This window comes from Streptococcus sp. CCH5-D3 (assembly GCF_001556435.1).
Classification (GTDB): Bacteria; Bacillota; Bacilli; order Lactobacillales; family Streptococcaceae; genus Streptococcus.
The window spans coordinates 1-17,093 of sequence record NZ_LSIW01000077.1 but is presented as its reverse complement, the minus strand read 5'-3'; the positions used below and the strand labels follow the sequence as shown (position 1 = coordinate 17,093).

The window sequence follows — 17,093 nt, the reverse complement described above, 5'->3', positions numbered from 1 at the left end:
TCCTTCACCCTTTTTCCTTAACAATATAAACCGGTCGTTTCTTGGTTTCTAGGAAAATCTTTGAGATGTAGTTCCCGATGATTCCCAAGGCTAAGAGTTGGATTCCTCCGATAAAGAGGATGATTGAGACAAGGCTTGCCCAGCCTGCAACACTCCCACCTATAGTTAGTTTTCGGATAACGACAAAGACAATTCCAACCAAAGAGATTAAGAATGAGAAGGTTCCTGCCCATGTGGCAAGCTTCAACGGTACTTCGGAGAAGTTGATAAAGCCATCAAGTGAATAGCTCAATAGGCTCCAGAAAGACCATGAGGTTTCTCCTGCCACACGTTCACGATTTTCATAAGAGACGTAGGCCACATCAAAGCCGACCCAAGAAAAGAGCCCTTTTGAAAAGCGATTCACTTCCTTAAGCTCAAGGATGGCGTCAACAACCTGACGCGTCATCAAACGGAAATCACGTGCCCCGTCTACCATTTCTGTGTCAGAAACTTTATTAATCAACCAATAGAAGACCTTAGCAAAGAGTGAACGAATAGGTGGCTCACCCTTGCGGTCTGCACGTCGTGTCCCGACAACGTCGTAACCTTCTTGTATTTTGGCATACATCTCGATAAGAAGTTCAGGTGGATCCTGAAGATCGGCGTCCATCACTGTGACGTAGTCGCCTTGGGCTGCCTCAAGTCCAGCAAGTAAGCCTGCTTCCTTCCCGAAATTACGAGAGAAAGAGAGATAGTGGACATTCTCAAATTGTTTTGAAACCTCTCTCAAAACCTCTAAGGTGCGATCTTTTGAACCGTCATTGACAAAATAATAGTTGAAAGTCAACTGATTGGCCATTTGTCGTTCAACTGCCTGACAAGCCTCTAAAAAAGGATGGATGGTCTCTTCCTCGTTATAACAAGGAACAACGATAGCCAGTGTTTTCATAAGCCTTCTCCTAACGAATACCTAGGGCGATACGGGCATAGCGGCTCATCTTTTCGATAGTCCATGCTGGTGTCCAGACTAACTTGACCTCAGTCTTAGTGACTTCAGGCACTTCTTTCATAGCGTCATAAATTTGGTCTGTCAAAAGATCTGCCAAAGGACAGCCCATAGTCGTCAAGGTCATATCGATTTCAGTATAGCCATCTTGCTGGAAACGGATATCGTAAATAAGGCCAAGGTTGACAATATCAATCCCCAACTCAGGGTCAATAACCATTTCTAAGGCTTCCAAGATACGATCCTTGATTTTTTCAATTTCTGCTTCAGTGTATTTTACTTCAGACATAGCTTTTCCTCCAAAATCAGGGCCTAATAATCAGGCCCCTTCCATTTACTATCTTAGTCTTCAATAAAGTCTTTAAGTTGTTTACTACGGCTTGGGTGGCGCAATTTACGAAGGGCTTTAGCTTCAATCTGACGAATACGTTCACGAGTGACGTTGAAGACTTTACCAACATCTTCCAAAGTACGCATCTTGCCATCATCAAGACCGAAACGGAGACGAAGAACATTTTCTTCACGGTCTGTAAGGGTATCAAGCACTTCGTCCAATTGTTCACGAAGAACCACACGAGTTGTGTAATCTACTGGATTTTCGATAACTTCATCCTCGATAAAGTCACCCAAATGGCTATCATCTTCTTCACCGATAGGTGTTTCTAGAGAAACTGGCTCTTGAGCAATCTTAAGGATTTCACGAACCTTATCTGGAGTCATATCCATACGTTCAGCGATTTGCTCAGGAGTTGGATCTTGTCCCAACTCTTGCAAGAGGTTACGTTGCTCACGCACCAATTTATTAATAGTTTCAACCATGTGAACTGGGATACGGATGGTACGTGCTTGGTCTGCGATAGCACGAGTGATTGCTTGACGGATCCACCATGTCGCATAAGTTGAGAATTTGAAACCTTTAGAGTAGTCAAATTTATCAACGGCTTTCATAAGCCCCATGTTACCTTCTTGAATCAAGTCCAAGAACTGCATACCACGTCCCACATAACGTTTAGCGATTGAGACTACCAAACGAAGGTTGGCTTCTGCCAAACGTTGTTTAGCTTCCAAGTCACCATTTTCAACAGCGATAGCCAATTCTTTTTCCTCTTCGTTACTCAAGAGAGGCACTACCCCAATCTCTTTGAGGTACATACGAACAGGGTCATTGACCTTAGCTGAGTTTGAACCAAGAAGCTCCTCGTCTGTCAACTCTTCTGGTTTTGGGGCTTCAACAACATATTTAGATGAAGGATTTCCGTCCTTATCAGTGATAGAGATACCACCGTCTGTCAAACGTTCCAAAAGGTCATCAATCCCATCAGCATCAAGAACAAATGGGATAACTAGTTTTTCTGTGACTTCATCATCAATTGCTGTACCAGCTTTTTTGTGGTTACGAATGAAATCAGCGACTTGAACGTTAAATGCTGTATTTTGTTTTTTCTTTGCCATGTGTTACTCCATATCTCGTTTTTGGGCGATGAGCATCTGCAGGGCTTCCACCGCTGCATCCACATCACCGTGGTTACTTGATTCTCTTATTTGTTTACTTTGCTTACGAAAGTCCTGTTCCCTCAAAAAATGATTTCTACGCTCTTCGATAGCCTGAACTTCTTCAAGACTAGTTTCAGGTGGTAAAATCTCCTCTAAAACCTGATAATAGGCTGTTTGCACCTCTTGAGAAAGTAGAGACAAAGCTACGGTATCAATCTGACCATCTTGTTTCAGAATATGATAAAGCTCCTCTAACTCAGGTGTTTGGAAGAAAAACTCCTCTCTCATGCGATAGTCATTCAAAATCATAGGATGATTAAGCATACGATGGAAGAGTTGATTTTCCGCCCGACGAAGACCTGTAATCTTAGGTGTAGAAGGTAGTTTGACCGTTCCTCTGAATCCTGACGCTGAAGACTCATAAGCACTATTACTAGCAGCCGATAATTGAGCCGTCTGCTGATTCCTCATGGTCAACCGTTCATTATTGACCGCTTGCTCGACTTGAAAAAAATCAAAGTCTGGCAAAAGGTCAGCCACCTTAGAAATGTAGGAATTTTGTGCCGTCACAGAAGGTGACTTGGCAATAATCTTAGCAATCTGCTCAACATAGGCAATCTCTGCTTGAAGATTGTCTACATTAGCAGGTTTTAGCTGCCCAATCCAAAATTCCACATCTGAAATGCGGGACTCGACCAAAAGTTTCCCCAAAGCCTCTTCGGATGTTTTCTGTAGATATTCATCAGGGTCCATATTGTCTGGAATTTTAACAATATCGACTTGAAAATCCGATAAAAGCTCAAGAGACTTGGCGATTGCATTTTGCCCAGCCTTATCACCATCATAGGTCAGAACAATTTTCTTGGTTAACTTACGAAGACGATTAACATGCTCAGGGGTCAACGCCGTCCCCATAGAAGCCACAGCATTAACATGCCCAGCCCTATAGGCAGCAATGACATCCATAAATCCCTCCATCAGATAGACCTCATGGGTCTTCTGAATCACCGGTTTAGCCTGATCGAGGTGATAAAGTTCATAAGACTTATTGAAAATACGGGTAGCCCTTGTATTTTTGTACTTGGCTTGTCCTTTTTCAATATCGTCCTTAGTCCAAACACGCCCTGAAAAACCGATAGTCTTTCCAAACTCATTTTTAAGCGGAAACATGATTCGATTTTTAAAAGTATCGAAAAGACGATTACTTTCAGAAAGATTAAAAAGACCTGATTCTGTCAGCACCTCTTCATCATATTTTTTTGATACAGACTGATAGAGATAATCTGGTTCGTCAGGGGCTAGACCAATCTGGAAGGTCTTAAGTAAATCGTCAGTCATACCACGCTCATAGAGGTAGGCACGTGCTGCTTCTCCTATCTTGGTCGTCATCAGAACAGCGTGATAAAACTTAAGCGCATCCTCATGAAGATCATAGAAGGCTTGATTAGGAGAATTCTGCTGCTGAGCCTGTCTTGGTGCGTCTATCGTAACTGCAATACCTAAGCGGTCTGCCAGAACCTTGACACTTTCTTGGAAAGAAATCTGACGGTATTCCTCTAAAAATTTGAAGACATCCCCAGACTTTCCACAACCAAAACAATGGTAAAACTGTCTGTCCTCAATAACATTAAATGAGGGGGTTTTCTCCTTATGGAAGGGGCAGAGACCCAGGTAATTGCGACCTGCACGATTAAGACTGACAACTTCGCCAATCACGTCGACGATGTTGGTACTGCTCTTAATATCTTCTATTAAAGCTTTATCAATCACCATCTAATCGCCCCCTATCTTACCATAATTGCATTACCCCTAATTATAACACGATGAAAAATGAAAGTAAAATAAAATTGATTTTTCATGAGCAAATACCTTGTCAAGATTTACAAAATCAGATAAACTATTAAAAGTAAATAAAAGAAAGGATTCATTGTCAAAATGATTAAAGAACTTAAAGACTTTTTGTTCAAGGGTAACGTCCTTGATCTTGCTGTAGCTGTTGTTATGGGGGCTGCTTTCAACGCTATCATCACTTCACTTGTAAGTGATATCATCACTCCACTTATCCTTAACCCAGTTGTTAAGGCTGCTAACGTTGAAAACCTCTCTAAATTGTCATGGAACGGTATCGCATACGGTAGCTTCTTGAGCGCAGTTATCAACTTCATCATCGTTGGTACTACTCTCTTCTTCGTTGTTAAAGCTGCTAGCAAAGCAACAGCTCTTAGCAAAAAAGAAGCTGAGGATGCTGCTGAAGCAGCAGGTCCATCACAAGAAGAATTGCTTGCTGAAATCCGCGATCTTCTTGCAAACAAATAATCTTTATTTGTTCAACTAAAGACATATGAAACTCAAGACGTCTGAAATCTCAGACGTCTTATTTTTTTGTACCTCAGGACTACTAACTGACTTATTTATTCGATGAAAAGAAAAAAACTTGAGTCTTCTCAAGTTTTTTTCTGTTAATTTCATTCTTAATTAGAATTTTTTACGTTTGCGAGCTGCCTCTGATTTACGTTTACGTTTTACAGAAGGTTTTTCGTAATGTTCACGTTTACGAGCCTCTTGAAGAGTACCAGCTTTAGTCACAGAACGTTTGAAACGACGAAGAGCGTCGTCAAGTGATTCGTTTTTACGTACTACTGTTTTTGACATTGAATTCACCTCCTCAAGATAATGTAACATTTTACACGTTCTATTCAAGTATACAAGACTCGCCTTTTTCTGTCAAGAAATATATTTAAGTTTAGGAATTTTTGCTATTACAGTTGACTTCTAAGTCTACTAAAACTATCCAAGTTTTTTCCTATACAAAAACTAGAGGAGGCATCTCCCCTAGCTACTGATTTATTCAACTGCTGTGTATTTAGAAGCATCCTTGATGTACTCGTCGTAAGTACCATCTGCTTTCAATTTCTTGACGACTTTGTTGACTACTTCTTTCAATCTTTCGTTGCCTTTAGCCATAGCGACTGCTTTTGCATCGCCATCATCAACTTTGAGGGCAACGCTTGCCAAAGCCAAATCTGAATTTTGTGCCACGTAACCTTCTGCTACTGGTTTTTCAAGGTCAACAGCATCAACTTGGCCAGATTTCACCTCGTTAATCGCCTCACCCATTGCTGTAAGTGATACGACTGTTGAATCTTTCAATTGTTTCTTAGCAAGGCCTTCTTCAATGGTACCTTTTTGAACTGCTACTTTCTTACCTTTGAAAGCATCAAGACTTGAGTAAGTAGACTCTTGATCTTTGCGAACGATGATAGCATTTTGTGTTTCGTAGTAAGGATATGAGAAATCAAAGGTTTTCTTACGTTCGTCTGTTACTGAGATACCTGAAATAGCAAGATCAGCCTTACCTGATTGAAGGCTAGAAAGGACATTGTCAAAGCTCATTGTTGTAACTTCAAGCTTAACACCGAGTTCATCAGCGATAGCTTGTGCCAACTTGATATCTGAACCAACTACTTGGTCTTTACCATCTACCAAAGTTTTGAACTCAAATGGAGCATAGTCTGGGCTGACAGCCACGACAAGTTTTTTATTTTCTTTAATGGATAAGTAAGCATCCTTTTTTGACCCACAAGCTACTAAAGTCACAGTAGCAAGGAGAGCCATAGCCCCAAGGAAAAGTTTTTTCATTTTCATAAGAAACTCCTGTATAAATATAATTTTTCGCTTGTTATTTTACTTAAAATTAGTAGCATTGTCAACATTTATTAAGAAATTGCGACAATTTTTCTAAGCCCTTTTGAAGAACTTCCTTGTCACAGCAATAACCGATGCGGACATGAGACTCCTTGTCAAAACGGTTACCTGGAACCACAAGAACACCATAGTCCTGAAGAAGCTCCAAAGCAAAATCTTCGATAGGACGATTCACATCTAGTTTGACGAAAGATGTGGAAACACTGGCAGGTCTAATCCATGACGCCTTAGGTTCCTTAGCAATCCATTCATCCATAAGAGCTAGATTTTCCTCTACAATCTGACGATTACGCTCTAGGATGGCTTCTTTATTTTCCAAGACAAGGGTAGCCACCATATCATCAAAGACACCCGCACAAATCATCGTGTAGTCACGGTAGTCACGCAGAATGTCCGCCACCTCTGTGTTAGAAGCAACCCAACCCACACGAATACCAGGAATGGAATAGGTCTTTGACAGACTATTGACGGCAATGCCCCTTTCATACAAATCCACAATAGAAGGCGTAGGCTGGTCAAAACTGAGATAGACCTCATCTGAGAAGATATAGGCGTCTACTTCTTTAGCGATAGCCACCAGCTCCTCGAGGTAAGCAGCGTCCATAAGGGCACCGGTAGGATTGTTGGCGTTGTTAATACAGATCATCTTGGTATTAGGGCGAATCAGACGACGGAGTTGGTCCAAATCAGGCAACCAGCCCTTGTCCTCTTCAACCTCCCAGAGATCCACGTCTGCCCCTAGCGACTTAGGAATGTCATAGAGCTGTTGATAGGTCGGATACATGGAAATGACATGGTCGTCAGGCTCAATAAGAGCGTAAAGAGCTAGCATCGTCGCTCCTGTAGCCCCATTGGTTTGGAGGATATTATCAACCGGCATGTTCTTGTATAAGCTAGCCACTTGAGTCTTGAACTCTGGTGACCCCTCAATCCAGCCGTAATCCATCTTTTTCTTTAGTAGTTGGGCAAAAAAGGCGTCCTTATCAAGGCCTGACAGGTCAAATAATTCTTCCATTGTGAGGGCCTTAATTGAAACTCCTGCGATATCATATATGGCAGATTTTTCATGGACATTAAGCCATTCTTCAACACCAAAACGTGGTAGCTTCATAGTTTCTCCTTGCTTTTCTTAAGCACTCTATACGATGTCATTTGTCTATTTTGACAGACTTACCTACTTTGATAATAACTGTTTTTAGCAGAGAATTCAATAAAAAATGGGGTATTGCCCCATTTAGATTTAAGAATTTTTGGCGACTCCCCTTGAGTGAGCAAAGCCAACACCAAACGAGACTTTCCGTCGTTGATGAAAGCACCTGAAATTGACTCGTTTCGGGTGCTCAGAAGTTTTAAATTTACTTACTTTGTTTGTAGGTTGATGCTTCTTTTAACCATTGGTCAAATTTTCCAGAGTCCTTAGTCTCTTTGATGACGGCATTGATTTCTTTAAGCAAGTCATCCGAACCTTTACGTGTTGCGACGGCATAAGCATCTGTGCCATCTGACTTGAGATTAAAGTTGGCAAGGGTTAAATCATCATTTTGAGCGATATAACCTTCTGCAATGGCCTTCTCAAGTACAACTGCTTGAAGCTGTCCTGACTTGAGTTCGTTAATCATTTCACCATTCGAAGCTAGTGATACGACACTTGCCTTAGGGATTTGTTTCTTAGCAACGGTTTCTTGGACAGACCCTTTTTGCGTACCGACAGTTTGTTTTGCGAGACTATCAGTGCTTGTGTAGTCATTTACCTTGTCTTTTTTGACAATCACTACATTTTCTGACGTATAGTAGCTATCTGAAAAATCATAAACTTTCTTACGTTCGTCTGTCACCGAAATCCCAGCAATGGCGATATCAGCTTTACCACTTTGCACATTAGCAAGAACATTATCAAAAGACATCACGGAAAATTCAACCTTTACACCAAGTTTTTCACCGATAGCTTTGGCCAACTCGATATCTGCTCCAACCAGCGTATCTTTGCCGTTAACCAATGATTTGAACTCAAAAGGCGCAAATTCAGATTCTGTTGCCACGACAATTTTCTTCTTTTCCTTAATCGTTTTGGGACTTACTCCCTGACTTCCGCTACAAGCAACTAGAAAGCACGTGGCGACTAGAGCTGTAAGGATAAACCAAAATTTCTTCATATAATAACCCCTTATTTAGTAGAGCTCTTAAGTGAAAGAGCATAGGCATCTTTAACATAGCTGTCAATCTTACCTTCTTTTTTGAGTTTAGCGATAACCTTATTAACCTTTGCTTTTAGCTTATCGCTTCCTTTAGGCATTGCGACGGCATAGGCATCTTTTGAATCAGACTTGAGCGTAATGTCTGACACAGCTAAGTCACTGTTTTGGTCTACATAACCTTGTGCAATGGCTTTTTCAAGAACCACTCCTTCAACTTGACCAGATTTCAATTCATTGATAGCTTCACCAGGTTGTGCCAAGGATACCACATTAGCATCTGACAAGTTGGCTTTGGCGATACTTTCTTGAATAGAACCTTTTTGAACGGCTACAGATTTTTTAGCAAAATCACCGGTTTGTTTGTAAGTTCCTGTCGCATCTTTTTTGACAACAAGAACCGTTTCAGACTCATAGTAGGTATCTGAGAAATCAAAGATTTTTTGACGTTCTTCAGTGGCTGAGATTCCGGAAATGGCGATGTCTGCCTTACCAGATTGAACATTGGCTAAGACATTATCAAAAGACATTTCAGAGAATTTAACTTTTACACCAAGCTCATCTGCAATGGCCTTAGCAATTTCAACATCTGCCCCAACAATCGTATCCTTACCATTTTGGATTGTCTTGAATTCAAAAGGAGCAAAGTGTGGATTAAGAGCAACTGTCAAAGTTCCTTTATCTTGTACCTTTTCCAAAGTGTCCTTCGACGAAGAACAAGCTGCTAAAGTCGTCAAAGCAAAGATCCCTGCAAATCCCAACAAAAGTTTTTTCCATGTTTTCATAATCAATCTCTTTTCTATATTTATTAACTTATGTAAGTATAATAATGTATTATTATGCATTTGTCAATGAAAAAATGAACTTTTATTGATTAAAGTTTTCATTTTTATTAATTTTATCGTCATTACAAAATCTAAAAATTACTTATTTAAAGCTCTCCTATCTGATTTTAACGACAAAAAAACTATTCATTCATTTGAATAAATAGTTCATATTCTTACCAAAATTCTCGGATAAAGTCATTTTCGAGTCGCTCCCGATAGAAAAGTTCTGAGAGATTGTCTTCTTCAAAGACACGTAGCAGATTGAGCATGTCATAAGCTAAATCCATATTAGCTACCTCCTCTCGAGCAACCCAACGAACTTCGCCTTCCTCTGTTGAATGGATTTTTCCTTCAAAATCCGAAGTTCTATAAAGGAATACTAGATAACGCTCATCATCTGTCGTGTAAAAATGCTTCATACCAACTAATTTAGGGTTTTTGATGGTCAAGCCAGTTTCTTCTTCAACCTCACGGATAACTGATTCTACCAGACCTTCATGTGCTTCGATATGGCCACCGGGTAGGGCTGCTCCCGACCAGTAATAACGCTTTGGATCGCGGATTTGCATGACGATATTTCCACGGCCATCTTCGATGAGACACATATTGGTTAAAATAGTTGCTTGTGAACGTGACATATATTTCCTTTCTTACTTATAATGCCTAAGTGATGTAACTAGCCTTAATCCATACTCTTCAGCTCAAGAACCATATCACGGATTTGAGCCGCCAATTCAAAGTCAAGCAGTTCTGCTGCTTCGTGCATTTGTTTTTGAAGTTTCTTGATGGCTTCTTGGCGTTCTTTCTTGTTCATGGCACTGTAGTCCACAGTATCCTCTGCTACTTCTGCTTCATTAGCCTTGGTAATCGAAATAAGGTCACGAATTTCTTTCTTAATCGTTTGTGGAACAATGCCATGCTCCTTATTATAGGCCATCTGGATTTCACGGCGACGAGCCGTTTCATCCATGGCCTTCTGCATAGACTCTGTAATCTTATCCGCATACATGATAACGTGACCTTCGCTATTTCGAGCAGCACGTCCGATTGTTTGGATAAGTCCACGTTCATTACGAAGGAAGCCTTCCTTATCAGCATCCAAAATAGCAACCAGACTAACTTCAGGAACGTCAATTCCCTCACGAAGAAGGTTAATACCGATAAGAACATCAAAGACACCCAAACGTAGGTCACGGATAATCTCAGTACGCTCTAGAGTCTTAATGTCAGAGTGCATGTATTTGACCTTGACCCCCATTTCCTTGAGATAGTCAGTCAAGTCTTCAGCCATCTTCTTAGTCAAAGTTGTTACAAAGACACGCTCGCCTTTTTCAGTACGAGCATTAATTTCACCAAGGAGGTCATCCATTTGACCCATAGTTGGACGAACTTCGACTTCTGGATCAAGAAGCCCTGTCGGACGGATGATTTGCTCAACGACAGTCTCAGTCTGCTCCATCTCATAATCGCCTGGGGTAGCAGAAACATATACAATCTGATGCACATGACTCTCAAATTCTTCACGTCGAAGTGGACGGTTATCAAGCGCTGATGGCAAACGGAAACCGTAATCAACCAACATCTTCTTACGGGCCTGGTCTCCGTTATACATTCCCTTAATCTGACCCATGGTCATATGACTTTCATCAATCATGATAAGGAAATCTTCTGGGAAGAAATCAAGCAAGGTGAACGGTGGCTCGCCTTCTTTACGTCCATCCATGTGGCGTGAGTAGTTTTCGACACCATTGGTGTAGCCCATCTCACGAAGCATTTCAACATCGTATTCTGTCCTTTGGCGGATACGTTGAGCCTCGATGAACTTACCCTCAGCTTCAAATTGCTTAACCTGAGCTTCCATCTCTTCCATAATATTCTTGATGGCTTCTTCCATATGCTCTTCATTGGTCATAAAGTGAGTCGCCGGGAAAAGAACAAGGTGCTCAACTTCACCGAGATTGCGTCCTGTCAAACTTTCAATCTCACAGATGCGGTCAATCTCATCACCGAAAAATTCCACACGAAAGGCGTGCTCATCACGGCTGGCAGGAAAGATTTCGACCACATCACCACGTACACGGAATTTCCCACGTTGGAAATCAATGTCATTTCGCTCAAACTGGATATCAACTAGGTCATTTAGCAGCTTGTCTCGAGAAATCTCTTGGCCTGGTCGAAGGCTGACTGCTGAATCGGCATATTCTTTGGGCGAACCCAAACCGTAAATACAAGAAACGGAAGCCACAACGATAACATCATTACGCTCAAGGAGAGCCGATGTCGCTGAGTGACGGAGCTTATCAATTTCATCGTTTACAGAGCTGTCCTTTTCGATATAGGTATCTGATGACGGTACATAGGCCTCTGGCTGATAGAAATCATAGTAGGAAACGAAGTATTCCACAGCATTGTCTGGGAAAAATTCCTTGAACTCACCATAAAGCTGACCTGCCAAGGTTTTATTGTGGGCGATAACCAAGGTTGGTTTATTGACGCGCTGGATGACCTGACTCATGGTATAGGTCTTACCTGTCCCTGTCGCCCCCTTTAGGATTTGAGCCTTCTCACCACCTTCAATATTGTCTACCAAGGCTTCGATGGCCTGAGGTTGATCCCCAGAAGGTTCATATTTAGAAACCAAATGGAATTGGTTATCTTCTTTTCTATCTATCATTCTTTTTCCTTTCATTTATGTAATCATTCATCTCTTGGTCGGAGAAGATTTCCCCACTTGTAAGCGGAATTTGAATCATTCGCATCTTAGCGACATAGGCACGTTTCTTCCGTGATTGATGACCAAGTTTTTTGTCATAGGTAACAGCTGTCTCACCATTTTTGAAGAAGATAAGCAACACCTGATATCTCTTTTTATCATCAACCTCGGCATCATAGTCGAAGACATGCTCGATGCGTTTCAAAGAATATCTCACTGTCGAAGAGCGTCCAATATCCTCCATCCGTGTTGACCAAGCTTTCTTGACAAACTCAATCTCGGATAGGGGAATGTCAAAGGTTTTACGTCCAAATGCTTGGCCGTAGTAGGTCAAAAAATGGTCATTAAGTTCCAAGAGTTTTCCATGACCTTTGAGATTTACGACACCGTCTATGAGAAGAACAATGGAGAATAAGAGCCAAAATAAAACAATGATAGCAAGAAACTGCTTGACTGGATTTTCACGGAGAGAACCTCTAATGAGCTCAGGACAAAGAATCCATAAAGACAAGACGGAAAATATAAAGCCAACCACTATTTTCAATTTCAACATGACCCTATCAAGCTTAACTATCATATTGTCCCCTCCAAGTGTTTCTTCTATTTTAACACAGAAGTAAAAAGACCGAGTCTTTGAACTCAGCCTTAAAAGTTTTCTTTCTTCAATTGTAATCGAAGGATGATGATACCTACCAACAGAACCACACAGGTAACGATATTCCCTTCTAGGCCAAAGGCCCCACCTGACAACCAATCAGGCACGCCTGACCTGGCCTGAAAGTGCAATAAGCTGCCACCTGCATTTTGTCCACTAACTGACACGCCAACTAGATTTCCTTGCGCAAAGTTCCAAGCACCGTGAAGAGCCGCTACACCCCAGATATTATCTGTCTTGAGCATGTAAAGAGCCATGAGAACACCCACTAGAACAATACTGATGAGAGACAAGGCGGTAACTCCTTGATTTCCCAAGTGTAGCATCGAAAAGAGAGAACTTGAAATAGCAATTCCCCAAGAAAGGTTCAATCTATTAGTCACCGTCTGAAGCAACCAACCACGTGTCACCAGTTCCTCGGTTCCACCTTGGATAAACCAGAAAGGTATTAGGGATAGTATATATAGGATTGTTCTCTGAGAAAAGTCCACTTTTACAAATTCTAACCCTCCAAGTAAATAAGTTCCAAGGAAACTCACTAACAAGAGTAGAGTCCCAAATCCCCACCCCTTAAGCAAGTTCAACCAAATATGCCCCTTGAAAAATCCAAGTGTACGAATGGGACGTTTTTCAACAACTTTAACCCAGAAAAAGATAGCTAAGGCAGTGAAGGCAAAACTTCCCAACTGAAAATACAAGGTTGAAAATATTTTATAGTAAATCGAATGTATATCCTGAAACTGAATGTTGCCATTTAATACTAAGAACGAAAGAACAATAGCCATTGGAATTCCCACAACAATCCCTGATAGAAATCCACTTATAAGGAAATAACCAAAGGCAATAAAACAGGACAGCATAATCATAAGCCAACTTGGGACTTTATCATATAGGCTAGTATATTTCTCAAGCATACGTTTCTTCATTTTTTTAGCTCCTGTAACAAATCTTACATGTATTCGATTACAGTGTAACTAATTGACACAAGCTTGTCAAATTCTTCTAAAACTCTTCTCACATCTAACGAACCTTGTTACATTTCCTAACATCAAACTCCAAGAAGTTTGATAAGAAGACCTTTTTTTGATAGAATAGGAAGGTATTTTATAAAGGAGACTTTTTATAATGAAGAAAAAACTTCTGACACTCTTCTTGAGTGCCATGTCAGTTTTCTTTGTTTTCGGAGCTAAGGTATCTGCCGAGACTATCTCAGTCGTTTCAGATACAGCCTATGCCCCATTTGAATTCAAAGATTCTGATCAGACCTACAAGGGTATCGACGTTGATATTATCAACGAAGTTGCCAAACGTAAAAATTGGGACGTTAACCAAACCTTCCCTGGTTTCGATGCAGCTGTCAATGCTGTTCAATCAGGTCAAGCTGACGCCCTTATGGCCGGTACTACTGTTACCGACGCACGTAAGAAGGTCTTTACTTTCTCAGACACTTATTACGACACCTCAATTGTTATCTACACACGTAGTAGCGATAAAGTCAGCGACTACAAACAATTGAAGGGTAAAACAGTCGGTGTTAAAAACGGTACCGCTGCTCAAACTTGGCTTGATAAAAATGCTAGCAAATATGGTTTCACTGTTAAAACTTTTGACACTAGCGACTTGATGAACAATAGCTTGGATTCTGGTTCTGTTGATGCAGCTATGGACGACACACCAGTTGTTAAATACGCTATTGGTCAAGGAAAAGACTACGCTATCAACATTAAGCCTGAATCTATCGGTAGCTTCGCTTTCGCTGTTAAAAAAGGTGGAAAACACGAAGATCTTATCAAAGATTTCAACGAAGCTCTTAAGGAAATGAAGAATGACGGCACCTACGACAAAATCATGAACAAATGGTTGGGTGACTCATCAAAATCTTCTTCATCAAAACCTTCAGCAGATCTTAAATTGACTGGTGATGCCAACGCAAAAGCCACTCCTGCTAAGGAAACCTACACTATCTCAATGGACTCATCTTTTGCTCCATTCGAATACCAAAATGGTTCAGGTAAATATGTAGGTATCGATGTCGATATCATCAATGCCATTGCTAAAAACCAAGGTTTCAATGTCAAATTGACAAACCCTGGTTTCGATGCATCACTTAATGCTGTACAATCTAGCCAAGCTGATGCCGTATTGGCTGGTATGACCATCACTGATGCTCGTAAACAAATCTTTGACTTCTCTGATCCTTACTACACATCAAACATTCGTTTGGCTGTAGCTAAAGGAAGTAAGGTTAAATCTTACAAGGATCTTAAAGGTAAGACTGTAGGAGCTAAAAATGGTACGTCATCTTACTCATGGTTGGAAGACCATGCTGGTGAATATGGCTTTACTGTTCGTGCTTACGATGAAGCTTCTACTATGTACGACAGCTTGAACTCTGGTTCAATCGATGCTCTTATGGATGATGAAGCCGTTCTTCTATACGCTATCCAACAAGGGCGTAACTTTACAACACCAATTGAAGGTATTGCCACTGGTGAAGTCGGCTTTGCTGTTAAAAAAGGTGCTAATCCTGAGTTGATTGAGATGTTCAACAATGGTTTGGCTGCTATCGTGAAAGATGGTACTTACGATAAGATTATCAATAAATACCTCGATAGCAACAAATCAAAAGAAGGAAGCACAAAAAAAGCTACCGATGAAACAACCATCGTAGGCTTGATTAAAAACAACTACAAACAACTTCTCCAAGGTCTTGGAATTACCCTTGGTTTGACCCTTCTTTCATTTGCTATTGCCATGATTATCGGTGTTATCTTCGGTATGATGGCAGTTGCACCAAACAAGACACTTCGTGTGATTTCACAAGTCTTTGTTGACGTGGTTCGTGGTATCCCATTGATGATCGTTGCAGCCTTCATCTACTGGGGTATTCCTAACTTGATTGAAAACATCACTGGTCACCAGTCACCAATCAATGACTTCGTGGCAGCAACAATCGCCCTCTCACTTAACGGTGGTGCTTACATTGCCGAAATTGTGCGTGGTGGTATTGAAGCTGTCCCTATTGGTCAGATGGAAGCCAGCCGAAGCTTGGGTGTTCCTTACAATACAACAATGCGTAAGGTCATCTTGCCACAGGCGGTCCGCTTGATGTTGCCAAACTTCATCAACCAATTTGTTATCTCATTGAAAGATACGACTATCGTATCAGCTATCGGTTTGGTTGAACTTTTCCAAACTGGTAAAATCATCATTGCTCGTAACTACCAATCATTCCGTATGTATGCAATCTTGGCCATCCTTTACTTGGTCATCATCACATGCTTGACGAAATTGGCTAAACGACTAGAAAAGAGACTTAAATAATGGCTGAATTGAAAATCGATGTGCAGGACTTGCACAAATCATACGGCGACAATGAAGTCCTTAAAGGCATTGACGCCAAATTCTACGAAGGTGACGTTGTATGTATCATCGGTCCTTCAGGTTCTGGTAAATCAACCTTCCTTCGTACCCTTAACCTACTTGAGACAGTGACATCTGGTAAAGTAGTCGTTGATGGCTATGAATTATCAGACCCTAAGACAAATCTTGACAAAGCCCGTGAAAATATCGGGATGGTCTTCCAACATTTCAACCTCTTCCCACACATGACAGTCCTTGAAAACGTAACATTTGCACCTGTTGAACTTGGACGTATGAACAAGGAAGAAGCTGATAAATTAGCTATGGATCTTCTTGATCGTGTTGGACTTGCTGACAAAGCCGATGCTACACCTGATAGCTTGTCAGGTGGACAAAAACAACGTGTGGCAATTGCACGTGGGTTGGCGATGAATCCTGATATCATGCTCTTTGACGAACCTACTTCTGCCCTTGACCCCGAAATGGTCGGAGACGTTCTTAACGTTATGAAAGAATTGGCAGAGCAAGGTATGACCATGATTATCGTTACTCACGAAATGGGATTTGCCCGTCAGGTAGCCAACCGAGTAATCTTTACTGCGGACGGTGAGTTCCTCGAAGATGGTACGCCAGATCAAATCTTCGATAACCCACAACACCCACGTTTGAAAGAATTCTTGGACAAGGTTCTAAACGCTTAATCATCACAACAGTTACTCTTGCTAGAGTAGCTGTTTTTGATTACCAATTTGGATAAGAAAAAAAAACAGAGCAAGTGCTAGACTTGCTCTGTTTCTTCATTTAATTCAGGGTGTTTTGCTGCTTCTTCTCTAGCCAAACGTTCACGCTCAAGACGGAGTTTTCGGTTAGGATTTAAGCGTGTAAAGAGTTCCTCAAGTTTCTTTGGATTCCAAACATCGGCCGCAGAAACAAAGTTCCCATCTTTATCCCTGAAGGATATCGGTTTATCTCCCATTGTAAACCTCTTATTTCAATATTTTTATATTTCACCGACTTTGCGCAGTTAGTGAGGTTGATAGGCAATCCGCCATAGCGGCTGCCGTAGACTATCAAGTGCTTGGCACTTAGAGAGTCTTGCACGGTCACGACACGAAGGAAAGTCGGTCGATTATACCGACTTTGCGCAGTTAGTGAG

General features: G+C 41.2%; 17 protein-coding genes. 3 read left to right on the top strand and 14 right to left on the bottom strand.

Annotated features, from left to right (window positions below; all coding sequences use genetic code 11):
• Positions 1 to 4: 4 nt before the first annotated feature.
• The 4 genes from AX662_RS05195 to dnaG are packed head-to-tail and all read right to left on the bottom strand — an operon-like array spanning position 5 to position 4,255.
• Positions 5 to 931 carry a glycosyltransferase family 2 protein gene (locus AX662_RS05195; RefSeq protein ID WP_060971814.1) on the bottom strand — a complete coding sequence of 309 codons (927 nt, stop codon included), beginning with the start codon at positions 929 to 931 and terminating at the stop codon, positions 5 to 7.
• 10 nt (positions 932 to 941) lie between these two features.
• Positions 942 to 1,277, bottom strand: a complete 336-nt coding sequence (locus AX662_RS05190) for a metal-sulfur cluster assembly factor (protein ID WP_002884757.1) — start codon at positions 1,275 to 1,277, stop codon at positions 942 to 944.
• 53 nt (positions 1,278 to 1,330) lie between these two features.
• Positions 1,331 to 2,440: an RNA polymerase sigma factor RpoD gene (gene rpoD / locus AX662_RS05185; RefSeq protein WP_002884252.1), complete on the bottom strand. Its 1,110-nt coding sequence runs from the start codon at positions 2,438 to 2,440 to the stop codon at positions 1,331 to 1,333.
• A 3-nt stretch (positions 2,441 to 2,443) separates the two neighbouring features.
• A complete protein-coding gene (gene dnaG / locus AX662_RS05180; RefSeq protein WP_002886808.1) occupies positions 2,444 to 4,255 on the bottom strand; it encodes a DNA primase in 1,812 nt (603 codons plus the stop codon).
• Positions 4,256 to 4,417: 162 nt separating this feature from the next.
• Here dnaG and mscL point away from each other — a divergent pair, with 162 nt between their 5' ends.
• Positions 4,418 to 4,798 carry a large conductance mechanosensitive channel protein MscL gene (mscL, locus tag AX662_RS05175; protein ID WP_037611854.1) on the top strand — a complete coding sequence of 127 codons (381 nt, stop codon included), beginning with the start codon at positions 4,418 to 4,420 and terminating at the stop codon, positions 4,796 to 4,798.
• 159 nt (positions 4,799 to 4,957) lie between these two features.
• On the opposite strand, the gene rpsU is transcribed toward mscL, so the two are convergent.
• The 9 genes from rpsU to AX662_RS05130 form a co-directional block, all read right to left on the bottom strand.
• Positions 4,958 to 5,134, bottom strand: coding sequence for a 30S ribosomal protein S21 (rpsU, locus tag AX662_RS05170; RefSeq protein WP_002884573.1), 177 nt, complete (start codon positions 5,132 to 5,134; stop codon positions 4,958 to 4,960).
• Positions 5,135 to 5,326: 192 nt separating this feature from the next.
• On the bottom strand, positions 5,327 to 6,121 hold the full coding sequence (locus AX662_RS05165) for a transporter substrate-binding domain-containing protein (RefSeq protein ID WP_037601831.1): 795 nt from the start codon (positions 6,119 to 6,121) through the stop codon (positions 5,327 to 5,329).
• A gap of 67 nt (positions 6,122 to 6,188) precedes the next feature.
• On the bottom strand, positions 6,189 to 7,298 hold the full coding sequence (locus AX662_RS05160) for an aminotransferase (RefSeq protein WP_060971813.1): 1,110 nt from the start codon (positions 7,296 to 7,298) through the stop codon (positions 6,189 to 6,191).
• A gap of 244 nt (positions 7,299 to 7,542) precedes the next feature.
• On the bottom strand, positions 7,543 to 8,340 hold the full coding sequence (locus tag AX662_RS05155) for a transporter substrate-binding domain-containing protein (RefSeq protein ID WP_002884336.1): 798 nt from the start codon (positions 8,338 to 8,340) through the stop codon (positions 7,543 to 7,545).
• 11 nt (positions 8,341 to 8,351) lie between these two features.
• On the bottom strand, positions 8,352 to 9,164 hold the full coding sequence (locus tag AX662_RS05150; RefSeq protein ID WP_014632791.1) for a transporter substrate-binding domain-containing protein: 813 nt from the start codon (positions 9,162 to 9,164) through the stop codon (positions 8,352 to 8,354).
• A gap of 215 nt (positions 9,165 to 9,379) precedes the next feature.
• On the bottom strand, positions 9,380 to 9,844 hold the full coding sequence (locus AX662_RS05145) for an 8-oxo-dGTP diphosphatase (protein WP_060971812.1): 465 nt from the start codon (positions 9,842 to 9,844) through the stop codon (positions 9,380 to 9,382).
• A gap of 44 nt (positions 9,845 to 9,888) precedes the next feature.
• On the bottom strand, positions 9,889 to 11,880 hold the full coding sequence (gene uvrB, locus AX662_RS05140; RefSeq protein WP_060971811.1) for an excinuclease ABC subunit UvrB: 1,992 nt from the start codon (positions 11,878 to 11,880) through the stop codon (positions 9,889 to 9,891).
• Positions 11,870 to 12,496: a hypothetical protein gene (locus tag AX662_RS05135; RefSeq protein ID WP_060971810.1), complete on the bottom strand. Its 627-nt coding sequence runs from the start codon at positions 12,494 to 12,496 to the stop codon at positions 11,870 to 11,872. Before AX662_RS05135 ends, uvrB begins: the two co-directional genes overlap by 11 nt.
• A 68-nt stretch (positions 12,497 to 12,564) precedes the next feature.
• Entirely contained in the window at positions 12,565 to 13,500 is a 936-nt protein-coding gene (locus AX662_RS05130; protein ID WP_060971809.1) for a CPBP family intramembrane glutamic endopeptidase, read from the bottom strand.
• A gap of 199 nt (positions 13,501 to 13,699) precedes the next feature.
• On the opposite strand from AX662_RS05130, the gene AX662_RS05125 reads away from it, so the two are divergent.
• Positions 13,700 to 15,898 carry an ABC transporter substrate-binding protein/permease gene (locus tag AX662_RS05125; RefSeq protein WP_060971808.1) on the top strand — a complete coding sequence of 733 codons (2,199 nt, stop codon included), beginning with the start codon at positions 13,700 to 13,702 and terminating at the stop codon, positions 15,896 to 15,898.
• Positions 15,898 to 16,638, top strand: coding sequence for an amino acid ABC transporter ATP-binding protein (locus AX662_RS05120; RefSeq protein WP_060971807.1), 741 nt, complete (start codon positions 15,898 to 15,900; stop codon positions 16,636 to 16,638). Before AX662_RS05125 ends, AX662_RS05120 begins: the two co-directional genes overlap by 1 nt.
• A gap of 77 nt (positions 16,639 to 16,715) precedes the next feature.
• Here AX662_RS05120 and AX662_RS05115 read toward each other — a convergent pair whose 3' ends face one another.
• Positions 16,716 to 16,913, bottom strand: coding sequence for a hypothetical protein (locus tag AX662_RS05115; protein ID WP_002884415.1), 198 nt, complete (start codon positions 16,911 to 16,913; stop codon positions 16,716 to 16,718).
• Positions 16,914 to 17,093 lie beyond the last annotated feature (180 nt).

Excerpts from the sequence above, each read along its gene's own strand:
- AX662_RS05195 (WP_060971814.1), bottom strand. The coding sequence starts at position 931 with ATGAAAACACTGGCTATCGTTGTTCCTTGTTATAACGAGGAAGAGACC.
- AX662_RS05190 (WP_002884757.1), bottom strand. The coding sequence starts at position 1,277 with ATGTCTGAAGTAAAATACACTGAAGCAGAAATTGAAAAAATCAAGGAT.
- rpoD (WP_002884252.1), bottom strand. The coding sequence starts at position 2,440 with ATGGCAAAGAAAAAACAAAATACAGCATTTAACGTTCAAGTCGCTGAT.
- dnaG (WP_002886808.1), bottom strand. The coding sequence starts at position 4,255 with ATGGTGATTGATAAAGCTTTAATAGAAGATATTAAGAGCAGTACCAAC.
- mscL (WP_037611854.1), top strand. The coding sequence starts at position 4,418 with ATGATTAAAGAACTTAAAGACTTTTTGTTCAAGGGTAACGTCCTTGAT.
- rpsU (WP_002884573.1), bottom strand. The coding sequence starts at position 5,134 with ATGTCAAAAACAGTAGTACGTAAAAACGAATCACTTGACGACGCTCTT.
- AX662_RS05165 (WP_037601831.1), bottom strand. The coding sequence starts at position 6,121 with ATGAAAAAACTTTTCCTTGGGGCTATGGCTCTCCTTGCTACTGTGACT.
- AX662_RS05160 (WP_060971813.1), bottom strand. The coding sequence starts at position 7,298 with ATGAAGCTACCACGTTTTGGTGTTGAAGAATGGCTTAATGTCCATGAA.
- AX662_RS05155 (WP_002884336.1), bottom strand. The coding sequence starts at position 8,340 with ATGAAGAAATTTTGGTTTATCCTTACAGCTCTAGTCGCCACGTGCTTT.
- AX662_RS05150 (WP_014632791.1), bottom strand. The coding sequence starts at position 9,164 with ATGAAAACATGGAAAAAACTTTTGTTGGGATTTGCAGGGATCTTTGCT.
- AX662_RS05145 (WP_060971812.1), bottom strand. The coding sequence starts at position 9,844 with ATGTCACGTTCACAAGCAACTATTTTAACCAATATGTGTCTCATCGAA.
- uvrB (WP_060971811.1), bottom strand. The coding sequence starts at position 11,880 with ATGATAGATAGAAAAGAAGATAACCAATTCCATTTGGTTTCTAAATAT.
- AX662_RS05135 (WP_060971810.1), bottom strand. The coding sequence starts at position 12,496 with ATGATAGTTAAGCTTGATAGGGTCATGTTGAAATTGAAAATAGTGGTT.
- AX662_RS05130 (WP_060971809.1), bottom strand. The coding sequence starts at position 13,500 with ATGAAGAAACGTATGCTTGAGAAATATACTAGCCTATATGATAAAGTC.
- AX662_RS05125 (WP_060971808.1), top strand. The coding sequence starts at position 13,700 with ATGAAGAAAAAACTTCTGACACTCTTCTTGAGTGCCATGTCAGTTTTC.
- AX662_RS05120 (WP_060971807.1), top strand. The coding sequence starts at position 15,898 with ATGGCTGAATTGAAAATCGATGTGCAGGACTTGCACAAATCATACGGC.
- AX662_RS05115 (WP_002884415.1), bottom strand. The coding sequence starts at position 16,913 with ATGGGAGATAAACCGATATCCTTCAGGGATAAAGATGGGAACTTTGTT.